This is a genomic window from Citrobacter sp. RHBSTW-00881, from assembly GCF_013728515.1.
GTDB classification, from domain to species: domain Bacteria; phylum Pseudomonadota; class Gammaproteobacteria; order Enterobacterales; family Enterobacteriaceae; genus Citrobacter; species Citrobacter braakii.
This window is the reverse complement of record NZ_CP056269.1, coordinates 4,949,354-4,964,651: the sequence shown is the minus strand read 5'-3', so window position 1 is coordinate 4,964,651 and position 15,298 is coordinate 4,949,354. Positions and strand designations below refer to the sequence as shown.

11 protein-coding genes are annotated in these 15,298 nt (G+C 53.0%); 6 read left to right on the top strand and 5 right to left on the bottom strand.

Annotation, left to right across the window (positions count from 1 at the left end):
* Window positions 1–64: 64 nt before the first annotated feature.
* Together ppc and argE are read right to left on the bottom strand one after the other, a co-directional pair.
* Window positions 65–2,716, bottom strand: a complete 2,652-nt coding sequence (gene ppc / locus HV311_RS23825; RefSeq protein WP_016157932.1) for a phosphoenolpyruvate carboxylase — start codon at window positions 2,714–2,716, stop codon at window positions 65–67.
* Window positions 2,717–3,058: 342 nt separating this feature from the next.
* A complete protein-coding gene (gene argE / locus HV311_RS23820) occupies window positions 3,059–4,210 on the bottom strand; it encodes an acetylornithine deacetylase (RefSeq protein ID WP_016155286.1) in 1,152 nt (383 codons plus the stop codon).
* 155 nt (window positions 4,211–4,365) lie between these two features.
* Here argE and argC point away from each other — a divergent pair, with 155 nt between their 5' ends.
* From argC to argH, 3 genes are all read left to right on the top strand, one after another.
* The gene (argC, locus tag HV311_RS23815; protein ID WP_016155287.1) at window positions 4,366–5,370 is read left to right on the top strand and encodes an N-acetyl-gamma-glutamyl-phosphate reductase; all 1,005 of its coding nucleotides are present in this window, start codon (window positions 4,366–4,368) and stop codon (window positions 5,368–5,370) included.
* Between the two features lie 10 nt (window positions 5,371–5,380).
* A complete protein-coding gene (gene argB, locus HV311_RS23810) occupies window positions 5,381–6,154 on the top strand; it encodes an acetylglutamate kinase (RefSeq protein WP_016155288.1) in 774 nt (257 codons plus the stop codon).
* Between the two features lie 116 nt (window positions 6,155–6,270).
* Complete coding sequence (gene argH / locus HV311_RS23805) at window positions 6,271–7,644, top strand: argininosuccinate lyase (RefSeq protein WP_049040576.1); 1,374 nt, start codon at window positions 6,271–6,273, stop codon at window positions 7,642–7,644.
* A gap of 55 nt (window positions 7,645–7,699) precedes the next feature.
* Here the strand turns inward: argH and HV311_RS23800 are convergent, their stop codons facing one another.
* Window positions 7,700–10,144 carry a glycosyl hydrolase family 18 protein gene (locus HV311_RS23800; RefSeq protein WP_137379705.1) on the bottom strand — a complete coding sequence of 815 codons (2,445 nt, stop codon included), beginning with the start codon at window positions 10,142–10,144 and terminating at the stop codon, window positions 7,700–7,702.
* Window positions 10,145–10,626: 482 nt separating this feature from the next.
* Between HV311_RS23800 and oxyR the strand changes: the two genes are divergently transcribed.
* Window positions 10,627–11,544 carry a DNA-binding transcriptional regulator OxyR gene (oxyR, locus tag HV311_RS23795; protein ID WP_003028858.1) on the top strand — a complete coding sequence of 306 codons (918 nt, stop codon included), beginning with the start codon at window positions 10,627–10,629 and terminating at the stop codon, window positions 11,542–11,544.
* On the opposite strand, the gene sthA is transcribed toward oxyR, so the two are convergent.
* Window positions 11,527–12,927 (bottom strand): Si-specific NAD(P)(+) transhydrogenase, encoded by a 1,401-nt coding sequence (gene sthA, locus HV311_RS23790; protein ID WP_016155291.1) that lies wholly within the window; start codon window positions 12,925–12,927, stop codon window positions 11,527–11,529. The two genes, oxyR and sthA, sit on opposite strands and share 18 nt — an antisense overlap.
* 191 nt (window positions 12,928–13,118) lie before the next feature.
* On the opposite strand from sthA, the gene fabR reads away from it, so the two are divergent.
* Window positions 13,119–13,754: an HTH-type transcriptional repressor FabR gene (gene fabR, locus HV311_RS23785; protein ID WP_003028862.1), complete on the top strand. Its 636-nt coding sequence runs from the start codon at window positions 13,119–13,121 to the stop codon at window positions 13,752–13,754.
* A 15-nt stretch (window positions 13,755–13,769) separates the two neighbouring features.
* Window positions 13,770–14,129: a YijD family membrane protein gene (locus HV311_RS23780; RefSeq protein ID WP_016155292.1), complete on the top strand. Its 360-nt coding sequence runs from the start codon at window positions 13,770–13,772 to the stop codon at window positions 14,127–14,129.
* A 45-nt stretch (window positions 14,130–14,174) separates the two neighbouring features.
* Here HV311_RS23780 and trmA read toward each other — a convergent pair whose 3' ends face one another.
* Window positions 14,175–15,275, bottom strand: a complete 1,101-nt coding sequence (gene trmA, locus HV311_RS23775) for a tRNA (uridine(54)-C5)-methyltransferase TrmA (protein ID WP_019077891.1) — start codon at window positions 15,273–15,275, stop codon at window positions 14,175–14,177.
* Between the last annotated feature and the right edge of the window lie 23 nt (window positions 15,276–15,298).

Sequence of the window (15,298 nt, the reverse complement as noted above, 5' to 3'; positions counted from 1 at the left end):
CGGTTATGACAGCAGTTTTTGTTGTCGCCTTCGTACAATAGCACGAAGGCGACGAGGGGGGACGTTAGCCTGTATTACGCATGCCGGCTGCGACACCAGCGATTGTCACCATCAGCGCTTGTTCAACGCGCGGATCCGGTGCATTGCCTTGCTCTTCCGCCAGGCGTGAGCGGTGTAACAGCTCAGCCTGTAAGACATTCAGCGGGTCAGTATAAATATTTCTTAACTGAATGGACTCGGCAATCCACGGCAGGTCGGCCATCAAATGTGAGTCGTTGGCAATCGCCAGCACGACATCGATATCGGCTTCCAGGCGCTGACGCAGCTCTTCACCCAGCGGCCACAGCTCTTTTTTGACCAGGCGCTGATCGTAGTATTCTGCCAGCCACAGATCTGCTTTGGCGAAAACCATTTCCAGCATGCCAAGACGTGTGGAGAAGAATGGCCAGTCGCGGCACATTGCTTCGAGTTCGCTTTGCTTACCGTCTTCAACCACTTTTTGCAGTGCGGTGCCTGCACCCAGCCACGCCGGGAGCATCAGGCGGTTCTGCGTCCAGGCAAAAATCCACGGAATGGCGCGCAGAGACTCTACCCCGCCGGTTGGGCGGCGTTTTGCCGGACGTGAACCGAGCGGTAATTTACCCAGTTCCTGCTCTGGCGTTGCGGAGCGGAAGTAAGGGACGAAGTCTTTGTTTTCACGTACATATCCACGATATAGCTCACAAGAAATATCAGAAAGCTCATCCATGATATGACGCCAGTTATCTTTCGGCTCTGGCGGCGGTAACAGGTTGGCTTCCAGAATTGCTGCGGTATACAGCGACAGGCTGCTGATGGTCACTTCCGGCAGGCCGTACTTAAAGCGGATCATCTCCCCTTGTTCTGTCACGCGCAGACCGCCTTTCAGGCTGCCTGGTGGTTGAGAAAGCAGCGCCGCATGCGCAGGCGCGCCACCGCGACCAATGGAGCCACCGCGACCGTGGAACAGCGTCAGTTCGATACCGGCTTTTTCGCAGGTTTTGATCAACGCGTCCTGCGCCTGATATTGCGCCCAGGAGGCCGCCATCACGCCTGCATCTTTTGCGGAGTCAGAGTAGCCAATCATGACCATCTGTTTGCCCTGAATAAAGCCACGGTACCAGTCAATGTTCAGGAGTTGGGACATGACGTCATCGGCGTTGTTGAGGTCGTCCAGCGTTTCAAACAGCGGGGCAACCGGCATAGCAAAACCGATACCGGCTTCTTTCAGTAGCAGATGTACGGCCAGTACATCCGATGGCGTTTTCGCCATTGAGATAACATAGGCGGCAATAGAGCCATACGGGGCTTCGGCAATGACCCGGCAGGTGTCGAGCACTTCGCGGGTGTCGTTGCTCGGCTCCCAGTTACGTGGGAGCAGCGGACGCTTGGAGTTCAGCTCGCGGATCAGGAAAGCCTGTTTATCCGCTTCCGACCAGTTTTCGTAGTCGCCAATGCCCAGATAACGGGTCAGTTCGCCAAGGGCTTCAGTATGACGGGTGCTTTCCTGACGAATATCAATACGTACCAGCGGTACGCCGAAACATTTCACGCGGCGTAGGGTGTCGAGCAATTCGCCATTGGCGATAATGCCCATGCCACAGGCCTGCAGAGACTGATAGCACGCATATAGCGGGTCCCAGAGCTGTTCGTTTTGGGTGAGAAGTCCCGCAGGTTTCGGTAATTTCTCGCCTTTCAGACGGGCTTCCAGCCAGGCCTGGGTTGCCATCAGACGTGAACGCAGGGTTTTCATCAGATAACGGTAAGGTTCTGCTGCGCCTTCTTCGCCCACCAGCGCCAACAGTTCCGGTGTGGCATCCACCATCGACAGCTCAGAAATCAGAAACTGAATGTCTTTCAGGAACAGATCGGTCGCTTTCCAGCGGCTGAGTAGCAGCACGTGACGGGTGATATCCGCCGTTACGTTCGGGTTGCCATCGCGGTCGCCGCCCATCCAGGAGGTAAAGCGAACCGGGACAAAATCAACGGGCAGCTTATAGCCCAGATGCTCTTCCAGTTGTTCGTTCAGCTCGCGCAGATAGTTTGGTACGCCTTCCCACAGGCTATTTTCAACCACCGCGAAGCCCCATTTGGCTTCATCAACCGGGCTTGGGCGCAGCTTGCGGATTTCATCCGTATGCCAGGACTGGGCAATCAACTGGCGCAGACGGCGCATCAGCTGATGGCGCTCGTAATCGACGAGGTCTTTGTTATCAAGTTGCTTGAGACAGGCGTTCACTTCACCCATTTTATGGATCAGCGTACGGCGGGTGATCTCGGTCGGGTGGGCAGTGAGAACCAGCTCCAGGGAGAGAGATTCGACGGCTTTTTTGATGGTGGCTTCATCGAGGTTGGGCTGCTCTTTCAGTTTACGTAGAGTGCGAGCAATCACTTCCGGGTTGCTGGCTGCTTCGCCTTTTGGCGAAATGCTGTGGTACTGCTCGGCGGTGTTGGCCAGGTTCAGAAACTGGCTAAACGCGCGGGCAACCGGCAGCAGCTCGTCGTTAGACAGGTTTTGCAGCGTAGTGAGCAGCTCCTGGCGATTGACTTCATTGCCGGCGCGGGATGATTTGGACAACTTACGGATTGTTTCTACGCGGTCAAGAATGTTCTCTCCCAGCGCATCCTTGATGGTCTCCCCCAGCACTTTGCCGAGCATACTGACATTACTACGCAACGCGGAATATTGTTCGTTCATATTAACCCAGACACCCCATCTTTAATTTATGCGTCCTGTATCTTTCGCGCGACATCGGCGTTGGCTGCGCTTGCCCACCCGGTCACTTACTTATGTAAGCTCCTGGTATGAGCTCGCTTGCCGCCTTGCTGTGACACGAAATCTCTCGGACTTTGTATGTTAGCCGTCTTTTATAAAGCCACGTAAAAGTCGTGACGTCAATTACTGCGAAATCGGTTCAGCAAACGAAAAATGACGGGAATTTACGTTATTTAATTCACATCGAATCAAATAAGCTTTGCTTATGGAAATGTTAATAAATTACCTCGCTTACCACTAAAGGGTTAGCGAGGCGATAAGCGGTTAATGCCAGCAGAAATGATGCACAACCTGGGTGATCAATTCGCGGGTTGGCTTAATAAAACGAGTTTCCAGATACTCATCTGGCTGATGCGCCTGATTAATGGAGCCAGGCCCTAACACCAGCGTCGGGCAAAGCGTCTGGATAAACGGCGCTTCGGTGCAGTAGTTCACCACCTCAGTCTGTGCGCCCAGCAGTTTCTCAACCACTTGTACCAGTTGATGATCCGGTGGGCACTCATAGCCTGGAATTGGCGGATGCAGCTCCGACACCGTCAGGCGACCCGGCCAGCGCTCGCTGACCGGGGCCAGCGCGTCGTTAAGTAAGCCATTGAGATCGTTAAGCGTCATGCCGGGCAGTGGGCGAATATCCATATGCAGCTCGCAGCAGGCGCAGATTCGGTTAGCAGCGTCGCCGCCGTGGATGTGACCCAAATTTAACGTCGGATACGGGACGGTAAAAGCATCATGGTGATAGCGCTCTTTCAGGTCATCGCGCAGATTCATGATATGGCCGATGGCATCATGCATCAGTTCAATGGCATTCACGCCACGAGCCGGATCGCTCGAGTGACCCGATTGTCCCAAAATGCGAATCGCATTAGAGATATGACCTTTGTGCGCGCGGACAGGTTGCAAAGAAGTGGGTTCGCCAATGATCGCGCAGTCCGGGCGTAAAGCGGTGGTTTCAGAGAAATAACGCGCTCCCGCCATGCTGGTCTCTTCATCGGCAGTGGCCAGAATGTACAGGGGCTTTTTCAGTTGAGTGACGTCGACGTCACGCAGCGCGTCGAGGATAAAGGCGAAGAAGCCTTTCATATCCGCCGTACCCAGACCGTAGAGCTTATTGTCATGCTCGGTCAGGGTGAACGGATCGCGTGTCCAGCGTCCGTCGTCAAAGGGGACGGTATCGGTATGGCCCGCCAACAACAAACCACCGGCTCCCTGTCCAATGCTTGCCAGCATATTGAATTTATTGCGCGTGTCGGGAACCGGCTGGACCTCCACATTAAAGCCTAAATCTTTGAACCAGCCCGCCAGCAGAGTGATTAAACCTGCATTACTTTGGTCGAGCGCTTCTTCGGTGGCGCTAATCGACGGCATGGCAATCAGAGCGCGGTATATCTCGATAAATGGCGGTAAATTGTTTTTCATTGTTGACACACCTCGGGTCATGATAGTATCAATATTCATGCAGTATTTGTGAATAAAAATACATTAACGTTGAGCGTAATAAAACCCACCAAGTGTAAGGTGAGGTGATAAAGGCTTATATCTGGCAACAGAATCTAAGAAGGTGAGCAGCCCCGATGTTGAATACGCTGATTGTGGGCGCCAGTGGCTATGCCGGCGCAGAGCTTGTGACCTATGTAAATCGCCATCCTGATATGACCATAACCGCTTTGACCGTCTCAGCGCAAAGCAATGATGCAGGAAAATTAATCTCCGATTTGCATCCGCAGTTGAAAGGCATTGTCGATTTACCGTTACAGCCAATGTCAGATATCAGCGAGTTTAGCGCAGGGGTGGACGTTGTGTTCCTCGCAACGGCACATGAGGTGAGCCATGACCTGGCCCCGCAGTTTTTGCAGGCAGGATGCGTGGTGTTTGACCTCTCGGGCGCGTTTCGCGTAAACGACGGCGCGTTCTATGAAAAATATTACGGCTTTACCCATCAGCATCCCGACCTGCTGGAGCAGGCGGTTTATGGACTGGCGGAGTGGAGCGCAGACCAACTGAAAGACGCGAATCTGATTGCCGTGCCGGGTTGCTACCCGACGGCGGCGCAGCTGTCACTGAAACCACTGATTGATGCCGGGCTGCTGGATCTCAGCCAGTGGCCGGTAATTAACGCCACCAGCGGCGTGAGCGGCGCGGGACGTAAGGCGGCTATTTCCAACAGCTTTTGTGAGGTGAGCCTGCAGCCGTATGGCGTGTTTACCCATCGCCATCAGCCGGAAATCGCTACTCACCTTGGTGCGGAGGTGATCTTCACCCCGCATCTGGGCAACTTCCCACGCGGAATTCTGGAAACCATCACCTGCCGTTTGCAAGCGGGCGTAACCCATGCGCAAGTGGCTCAAACGTTGCAACAGGCGTATGGCGATAAGCCACTGGTGCGTCTGTATGACAAAGGCGTTCCGGCGCTGAAGAACGTGGTTGGCTTACCGTTCTGTGATATCGGGTTTGCCGTACAGGGTGAGCACCTGATCGTGGTGGCAACTGAAGACAACTTATTGAAAGGCGCGGCGGCACAGGCGATGCAGTGCGCAAATATTCGTTTTGGCTTTGCTGAAACGCAGTCTCTTATTTAAGGGTGCAACGATGAATCCATTAATTATCAAGCTGGGCGGCGTTTTACTGGATAGCGAAGAGGCGCTGGAGCGTCTGTTTACCGCACTGGTGAATTATCGTGAGTCGCATCAGCGACCGCTGGTCATTGTGCACGGTGGCGGCTGCGTGGTTGACGATCTGATGAAGCAGCTGAACCTGCCGGTGAAAAAGAAAAATGGTCTGCGCGTCACGCCAGCCGATCAAATTGACATTATTACCGGCGCCCTGGCGGGAACAGCGAATAAAACCTTACTGGCCTGGGCGAAAAAGCACCACATCGCATCAGTGGGTCTGTATCTTGGTGATGGCGACAGCGTAAAAGTGACGCCGCTCGATAAAGCGCTGGGTCATGTTGGACTGGCGCAGCCGGGTTCGCCTAAGCTGATTAACACACTGCTGGAAGGCGGTTTTCTGCCGGTAGTTAGCTCCATTGGCGTTACTGAAGACGGACTGCTGATGAACGTTAATGCCGATCAGGCGGCAACGGCGCTGGCGGCAACGCTGGGTGCGGATCTGATCCTGCTCTCTGACGTAAGCGGTATTCTGGATGGAAAAGGCCAGCGTATTGCCGAAATGACCGCCGCGAAAGCGGAACAACTGATTGAACAAGGTATTATTACTGACGGCATGATCGTGAAGGTCAATGCGGCGTTGGATGCCGCGCGCACGCTGGGTCGCCCTGTGGATATTGCCTCCTGGCGTCATGCCGAGCAACTTCCGGCGCTGTTTAACGGCATGCCAATTGGCACGCGGATTTTAGCGTAAACTATTTTGTACCCGATGGCGGTTATGCCTTATCGGGCCTACGTGAACCGAACCTGTACGCCGGATAAGCTAAGCGCCATCCGGCGTTGATATTCAAGATATTAAGGAAGCAAGTTATGGCACTTTGGGGTGGGCGTTTTACACAGGCAGCAGATCAGCGGTTCAAACAGTTCAACGACTCGTTGCGTTTTGACTACCGCCTGGCAGAACAGGATATTGTCGGCTCTGTGGCCTGGTCTAAAGCGCTGGTAACGGTCGGCGTACTAACTGCCGATGAACAGCTGCAATTGGAAGAGGCGCTGAACACTCTGCTGGAAGAGGTTCGCGTTAATCCGCAGCAGATCCTGCAAAGCGATGCCGAAGATATTCATAGCTGGGTGGAAGGTAAGCTGATTGATAAAGTCGGCCAGCTTGGTAAAAAACTGCATACCGGACGTAGCCGTAATGACCAGGTCGCGACCGATCTTAAACTGTGGTGTAAAGACACGGTTATTGAATTACTGTCGGCCAACCGTCAGCTGCAAAGTGCGCTGGTGGTGACGGCAGAGAATAACCAGGACGCCGTTATGCCGGGTTACACCCACCTGCAACGTGCGCAGCCGGTGACGTTTGCTCATTGGTGTCTGGCCTATGTCGAAATGTTGGCGCGTGACGAGAGTCGTCTGCAGGATTCGCTCAAGCGCCTGGACGTCAGTCCACTGGGCTGCGGCGCGCTGGCGGGTACGGCGTATGAAATCGATCGCGAGCAGCTGGCCGGTTGGCTGGGCTTTGCCTCGGCGACGCGTAACAGTCTGGACAGTGTTTCTGACCGTGACCACGTGTTGGAGTTACTCTCCAACGCTTCTATCGGCATGGTGCACCTGTCGCGTTTTGCTGAAGACCTGATTTTCTTTAATACCGGCGAAGCGGGCTTTGTCGAGCTGTCCGATCGTGTAACTTCGGGTTCATCTCTGATGCCGCAGAAGAAAAACCCGGATGCGCTGGAGCTGATCCGTGGCAAATGCGGTCGCGTGCAGGGTGCGCTGACCGGCATGATGATGACCTTAAAAGGTCTCCCGCTGGCATACAACAAAGATATGCAGGAAGACAAAGAAGGGCTGTTCGATGCGCTCGACACCTGGCTGGACTGTCTGCATATGGCTGCGCTGGTGCTGGATGGCATTCAGGTGAAACGTCCGCGTTGTCAGGAAGCGGCGCAGCAGGGTTATGCTAACGCCACCGAGTTGGCGGATTATCTGGTAGCAAAAGGCGTCCCGTTCCGCGAAGCACACCATATTGTGGGTGAGACGGTGGTCGAGGCGATTCGTCAGGGCAAACCGCTGGAAGCGCTGTCGCTTGCTGACTTACAAAAGTTCAGTCAGGTGATTGGCGATGACGTTTATCCAATCCTCTCGTTGCAATCGTGCCTGGATAAACGTGCGGCGAAAGGCGGCGTGTCGCCACAGCAGGTGGCGCAGGCGATCGACTACGCGAAGGCGCGGCTGGTGTAAAAAAAAGAACCCCGTCGCTGTGAGCTGACGGGGTTCTGACTTTATGCGAAAAGGATTATTTCAGCATATCTTTCGTAACAACCAGTTTGGCGACGGTTGCCGGATTCGGTGTAACACGTTCAACGACAATGGTTTCACCTTCGGAGATGTCTCTTTCATCAGACGTTACCGTGGTGATATCTCCTGCTGCTTTGACAGAGCTGTAATAGCATTTACCGTTGTCACAACTGAAGATGTAGTTACCGTTTTTCGCGTCGCCCATCACTTTCACGACCCACGCAGAACCGTTCGCTGCTTTCCAGCCCAGCGCTTTGGCGTCAAAATCAACAACCACATTCGGTACGCCGTTGATTTTTTTAACCGTCAACGATTTCACTTCACCGGCATCCTTGACCGGATTGTTACCTTCCTGCATATCCCTCGTCACAGTGAGCTGTGCCAGGACTTCAGGATTCGGATTGGTACGTTTAACGGTGATCACTTTTCCTGGCGCTAACATGTAGGACATGCCACCGGTCCGTACCGTGCTTTGCGTACCGTAGTTAGAACGGTAGCTGTAGTAGACACTGTTGCCAGAGGTAGAGAAGGCATATTTACCATCCACATCTACCGAGTAACTGTTACTGCCGCTCAGCTTGCTGGTATCGAAATTTACATTGATGCGCTGCTGACCATCAAAAACATCGATATAAACCGCTTTCACATCACCGGCAAGATCGGTAGACGCTTCATCTGCGGAATTATCATGCGTAAACGGCGCAAATACCTGGCTGTATGCGTACATCGGTGCCTGCTGTGCGGTCATGCCGCTGTGCTCCGGGCTGACCTGCTTCGCCACGCCCGGCTGATCGCGCGTCATCGACCACGCGCCAATCATGCCGAGGTTGCGTTTTTTCGCGTCGTCCATCACCAGTTTCGCATCGGACAGATAGAACACTTCGCCCTGTACATCGTTGTAACCGATCATCGGGGTGGTGCCCATCATGGCGTTGATCTCTTTGTCAGATTTCTCTGGCCAGATTTTTTTCAACTGGGTGAACATGTTGTCGATGGCGGACGTGGCGCATTTACCGTGGATGTTCTGCCCTTCGGTACCGTCTGACTGGCAGACGGCATTACCGTAGTCCATGGTCATTACGTTAATACCAGCCAGCTCAACGCCGACATGGCGCGCATTTTCCAGCACATACAGACCTTCAGCCGTCAGACCGGTCGGCAGAATCGGCAGGGTGTACCAGATACCGACTTTGCGACCTTCCTCTTTCCACTGAGCCTGAACCTCTTTTACTGCCTGGTTGCGGCGATCGATGGAATCCTGATCGGCCACCCATGTGCCTTCGATGTCAAAATCCAGCACGTTCAGGTTCAGGTTATCAACAATGTCGTAGTAGAGTTTTTGCAGGTCTTTCACATTTTTACAGGCAGCCGCCAGCGGGGAGTTATTCGCTCCGCCAATGGAAACCATCACATCGCCACCGGCTTCACGCAGCGCTTTTATTTTGCTGTACTGTGAGTAATCCTGCAGATTATAGGCCGTACCCCAGGTTGGGATGCACTGCTCGCCACTTTTCGCGACGACAAACGCCATGGTGAAGTGGGTAATGTTTTGCTCTTTCGCCAGTTTCGCCAGATCCGGAATGCTGTTCAGGCTAAAGTCGACGTATGGTGCATAAACGTGGGCAGGCCACGGATTCTTCGGCGTCCCTACGCGCTCTTTGGTGCCAGTCCAGTTGGTATAAATTGCCCATGGGTTTTTATCATACGGCATAACGCCTTTGACTTTCGTCTGAGCGACAAAAGGCATTCCCTTGTAGTACACCAGTTTGCCGGGTTCGTAAAGCGCAATGGAGTTGAGCTGAGGGGCATTCCTAAATTGTTCCTGGGTGAATTCGACCGTTGGGCCTAACGGTTTCCACGGGCGGCCATTGGTGCCGGTCGGGTTCTGGTTACCTGCAATGGAAGGATTTTCGCCAACGGTATAGTACAGTGCTTCATAAGACTGGCCGTCAACTTTGACCTCATCCCCTTTGTTGTAAACCTGGCTGGAACGCCAGTCGGGGACTGGCGTATAGAGTTTCCACGGATTGTCGGCACCTGGGGTAAAGGAATAAGCCGGAACAGGGATTGCCGCTTCATATGTCACATCCTTATAAACGACAATATCATCTTCGGCATAATCTTTTTCGGCGCTGAAGGCGTCGTGGGCGACCGGCGTGGCGCTGCCCGCATCACAGGTCGTTGGGTTGCCGTATTGGTCTATTTCCGCTTTTGTGGCATCGCGCACATAACCCCACGGATTATCCCAGTTTTCAGCGGACGCGCCCTGTGGGCAATTATCGGCATTTACATACCAGCGGTTACTATAAACTTTACTGTCAAAAATAACTTCAATGGTGTTTCCACCTGCCTGACCGCTCCAGGCTTCCAGAGCGAATGCGTTTGCGGCGCACGACATCAGGCCTGCCGCGAGAAAATATCGCGAAATAGTATTGAGTTTCATAAAAGATTCCATTCGATAAATATTAGAAAAATATGGGTGGATATACTCTAAATAATTAGAGTGGCGAAGAAACGAGTGTTCTTGCGATTTGCCATATATTGAATATCGCGCGGTTATTATTTATGAACCTGACAGGGCGTCAAATATATAAATGATACAAAATGTTTTTGATTATTTTAATTTAATATGGTTTTAATTTAAATAATCGGATTAGAATATGTAATTTATATTTTGTATATATTTTTTTGAATGTATTCGCGCCGGGCGCAAAAAAAATGCGGACTCAAGGTCCGCAAAAGTTCACGTTGGCTTTAGTTATTTCGAGTATGAGAGAAACTCTCAAAACGGACAGTAGCTTCAAGGGTTAAAGGGGTACCGTTCCGTTTCTGTGGTGCATTATTAAACAGAAAGCTTGATAGGGATAATCGTTCGTTGCTATTCTACCTATCGCTACGAACTATCGTGGCGATGGAGGATGAATAATGAATATTCGTGATCTTGAATACCTGGTGGCGCTAGCCGAACATCGTCACTTCCGACGAGCGGCAGACTCCTGTCACGTTAGTCAGCCAACGCTGAGCGGACAGATCCGCAAGCTGGAAGATGAGCTTGGCGTCATGCTGCTGGAGCGTACGAGTCGCAAAGTACTGTTCACTCAGGCAGGTTTACTGCTGGTGGATCAGGCGCGCACCGTGCTGCGCGAGGTCAAAGTGCTCAAGGAGATGGCAAGCCAACAAGGCGAGACAATGTCTGGACCGCTGCATATTGGTTTGATCCCAACGGTGGGGCCATACCTGCTGCCGCATATTATTCCTATGTTGCACCAGACCTTCCCAAAACTGGAAATGTATCTCCATGAGGCACAGACGCATCAGCTGTTGGCGCAACTGGATAGCGGTAAGCTCGACTGCGTCATTCTGGCGCTGGTGAAAGAGAGTGAGGCGTTCATCGAAGTACCGTTATTTGATGAGCCTATGCTGCTGGCGATCTATGAAGATCACCCATGGGCAAACCGCGACTGTGTGCCGATGTCCGATCTGGCGGGTGAGAAACTGCTGATGCTAGAGGATGGCCACTGCCTGCGCGATCAGGCGATGGGCTTCTGCTTTGAAGCGGGTGCCGATGAGGATACCCATTTCCGGGCGACCAGTCTGGAAACGCTGCGTAACATGGTGGCGGCAGGCAGCGGTATTACCTTACTGCCTGCGCTGGCCGTGCCGCCGGAGCGTAAGCGTGATGGCGTTGTCTATCTGCCCTGCATCAAGCCTGAACCGCGCCGTACGATTGGCTTGGTGTATCGTCCAGGTTCGCCGCTGCGCAGCCGTTATGAACAGCTGGCAGAGGCCATCCGTGGGTCAATGGATGGCCATTTCGACAGTGCGTTAAAACAGGCGGTTTAAGCCATTTAGCGCTGCTACCCGATAGGCTTCCGCCATGGTTGGGTAGTTAAAGGTGGTGTTAACGAAGTATTCGATGGTGTTACCACCACCTTTTTGCTCCATTATCGCCTGACCGATGTGAATAATTTCGGCCGCGCGTTCCCCAAAGCAGTGGATCCCCAGAATCTCTTTTGTTTCGCGATGGAACAGGATCTTCAGCGTTCCGACACTCATACCCACGATTTGCGCACGTGCCAGATGTTTAAACTGGGCGCGGCCAACCTCGTATGGAACTTTCATGGCCGTGAGCTGCTGCTCGGTTTTACCGACGGAGCTGATTTCCGGAATGGTATAAATCCCGGTCGGGATATCTTCGATCAGATGCGCGGTAGCTTCGCCTTTTACCAATGCCTGGGCGGCAATGCGTCCCTGATCGTAGGCCGCCGATGCCAGACTCGGATAGCCGATCACATCTCCTACGGCATACACGTGCGGCAGCGCCGTCTGGTACATGCTGTTGACCTTCAACTGCCCGCGGCTGTCGGTTTTCAGCCCAATATTTTCCAGCGCCAGCGAATCGGTATTACCGGTACGGCCATTGGCGTACAACAGGCAGTCGGCTTTCAGTTTCTTACCGGATTTCAGATGCATGATGACGCCGTCATCGCAACCTTCAATCTTCTCGTACTCTTCGTTGTGGCGAATGACCACACCGCTGTTCCAGAAGTGGTAAGAGAGCGAGTCGGACATCTCTTGATCGAGGAACGCAAGCAGACGATCGCGGGTGTTGATTAAATCGACTTTGACGTCCATTCCACGGAAGATCGACGCATATTCGCAGCCAATTACTCCCGCGCCATAAATCAAAACATGGCGGGGTTCATGGTGCAGGCTCAGGATAGAGTCGCTGTCATAAACCCGGGGATGGGAAAAGTCGACATCCACCGGATGATAGGGGCGTGAACCACAGGCGATGATGAACTTATCCGCGGTCAGCGTTTCCACCGTGCCGTCGTGGCATTCAAGGGCGAGTGTGTGTTCATCAACAAAACGGGCATTTCCCTGCAAAATTTCACAGTGGTTGCGCTCGTAAAATCCTTGCCGCATACGCGTTTGCTGATTAATAACGTTATCAGCGTGGTTGAGAATATCGGCGAAAGAAGAACGAAGGAGTCGGGAGTGGTCGCTGTAAAGTGGGTTCTGATTGAATTCAATAATACGGCTGACGGCGTGGCGGAGGGCTTTCGACGGGATGGTCCCCCAGTGGGTACAGCCTCCGCCGACGTTATGATAGCGCTCAATCACCGCGACGCGCGCTCCTTGCTTAACCAGACCCATTGCAGCGCCTTCGCCGCCGGGACCGGAACCTATTACTATTGCATCGTAATCGTAGGAATGTGACATGGTCAGGCTTACCTGTTCTTATACATAAAAGCAACAGAATAGTAACATCGTTGTCGGGATAACCCAATTATCGTTGTGCTTTTTTGCGAACTCGAAGCACAAACTGCGCGTAAACAATCATTCACAAAGCCATGCCAACCGCCTAATCTCTGGTATAGTGCCAGCAAGGTATGTGGAAGGATTCAGACATCGTGATGGGCGTTAGAGCGCAACAAAAAGAAAAAACCCGGCGTTCGCTGGTAGAAGCCGCATTTAGTCAACTCAGCGCTGAGCGTAGTTTTGCCAGCCTCAGTTTACGCGAAGTCGCTCGTGAAGCGGGCATTGCGCCAACCTCGTTTTATCGCCATTTCCGCGATGTGGATGAACTCGGCCTGACGATGGTGGATGAGAGTGGTTTGATGCTGCGTCAGTTGATGCGTCAGGCGCGTCAGCGTATCGCGAAGGGCGGGAGTGTGATCCGCACCTCGGTCTCAACATTTATGGAGTTCATCGGCAACAATCCCAACGCCTTCCGTTTATTATTGCGCGAGCGTTCGGGAACCTCCGCGGCGTTTCGCGCAGCGGTCGCTCGTGAAATTCAGCACTTCATTGCGGAACTTGCGGACTATCTCGAACTCGAAAACCATATGCCTCGTGCGTTTACTGAAGCGCAGGCCGAAGCCATGGTCACCATTGTGTTCAGCGCCGGGGCAGAAGCACTGGATGTTGGCGCCGAGCAGCGTCGACAGCTGGAAGAACGGCTGGTATTGCAACTGCGCATGATCGCGAAGGGCGCATTTTATTGGTACCGCCGTGAACAAGAGAAGATGACGCATCACTCCGAGTAACGAGAAGGACGAGCAATGAAACAGTCAGGTCAAGATAAAGGTACGCTGCTGCTGGCGCTGGTTGCTGGCTTATCGATCAATGGCACATTTGCGGCGCTGTTTAGCTCCATTGTGCCATTCTCAGTATTCCCAATTATTTCGCTGGTGCTGACGGTTTATTGTCTGCATCAACGCTATCAAAACCGCACCATGCCTGTGGGGTTACCGGGCCTGGCCGCCGCCTGTTTTATTCTCGGCGTTCTGTTGTACAGCACTGTGGTGCGCGCTGAATATCCGGATATTGGCTCAAACTTCTTCCCAGCGGTTCTGTCGGTGATTCTGGTGTTCTGGATCGGCTTTAAAGTGCGTAACCGTAGACAGGAAATCGTGGAGTAATATTTGTAGGCCGGGCAAGCGAAGCGCCCCCGGCCAGGACATCATTTACTTGGCGGTCAGTAATACTCCGCACTCCATATGGTGCGTATACGGGAACTGATCGAACAGAGCCAGGCGTGAAACATTGTGCGTCTGGCTTAACGTTTCCAGGTTCTTACACAATGTCTCCGGGTTACAGGAGATGTACAGAATCCGTGGGTACGCCTGCACCATTTTCTCTGTTTCGCTGTCCAGACCGCTGCGTGGTGGGTCAACGAAAATGGTTTCACACTGGTAACTCTTCAGATCGATTCCCTGCAAACGGTTGAACTCGCGAACCCCGTTCATCGCCTGAGTAAACTCTTCGGCCGCCATGCGGATAATTTGTACGTTATCAATATGGTTAGCCGCAATGTTGTATTGCGCAGCAGCCACGGACGGTTTAGCGATTTCAGTGGCCAGCACGCGGTTGAAGTTTTGTGCGAGGGCTAACGAGAAATTGCCATTGCCGCAGTACAGCTCAAGCAGGTCGCCTTTTGATCCCCTGGTGACATCAATCGCCCATTCCAGCATCTGAATATTCATGGCGGCATTCGGCTGGGTGAAGCTGTTCTCAACCTGGCGGTAGATAATCTCTTTACCCGCAACCGGCAAGCGTTCGTCAATGTAATCCTGGTCCAGCTCGATTTTGGTTTTGGTTGCCCGGCCAATCAGATGCACGTTCAGGTTTTGCGCCCGTAACGCATCCCGCAGCGCTTCAGCTTCCTGACGCCATTCATCATCCAGCTTTTTATGGTACAGCATCGATACCACCGCCTGATCGCTCAGGGTAGTGAGGTAATCAATCTGGAACAGTTTGTGGCGCAGGACGTGGTTGTTGCGAACGCCGTCGATCATTGCCGTCATCAGCGTGTTGATAAGCTCGCTGGCCGCCGGGAAACTGTCGACGCGGATACGGCTTTTGGTCTGGCTGTCGAACATGATGTGGTACAGATCATCTCCGTCATGCCACAGACGAAATTCCGCGCGCATACGGTAGTGGCTGACCGGCGAGCGAAACACTTCCGGAGCCTGTGCATAAAATGGCGTCATTAAGCTCTGCAGACGCACTACTTTTTCAGCTAACTGGGCGTCGTACTGTTCTGTCGGAAGGTGTTCGGGGGTCATGATGCGTCCTGAAAAATAAAAGT

Coding starts and splice junctions, on each gene's coding strand:
- HV311_RS23780 (WP_016155292.1), top strand. CDS start 13,770: ATGAAACAGTCAGGTCAAGATAAAGGTACGCTGCTGCTGGCGCTGGTT.
- argH (WP_049040576.1), top strand. CDS start 6,271: ATGGCACTTTGGGGTGGGCGTTTTACACAGGCAGCAGATCAGCGGTTC.
- argC (WP_016155287.1), top strand. CDS start 4,366: ATGTTGAATACGCTGATTGTGGGCGCCAGTGGCTATGCCGGCGCAGAG.
- trmA (WP_019077891.1), bottom strand. CDS start 15,275: ATGACCCCCGAACACCTTCCGACAGAACAGTACGACGCCCAGTTAGCT.
- sthA (WP_016155291.1), bottom strand. CDS start 12,927: ATGTCACATTCCTACGATTACGATGCAATAGTAATAGGTTCCGGTCCC.
- argE (WP_016155286.1), bottom strand. CDS start 4,210: ATGAAAAACAATTTACCGCCATTTATCGAGATATACCGCGCTCTGATT.
- ppc (WP_016157932.1), bottom strand. CDS start 2,716: ATGAACGAACAATATTCCGCGTTGCGTAGTAATGTCAGTATGCTCGGC.
- argB (WP_016155288.1), top strand. CDS start 5,381: ATGAATCCATTAATTATCAAGCTGGGCGGCGTTTTACTGGATAGCGAA.
- oxyR (WP_003028858.1), top strand. CDS start 10,627: ATGAATATTCGTGATCTTGAATACCTGGTGGCGCTAGCCGAACATCGT.
- HV311_RS23800 (WP_137379705.1), bottom strand. CDS start 10,144: ATGAAACTCAATACTATTTCGCGATATTTTCTCGCGGCAGGCCTGATG.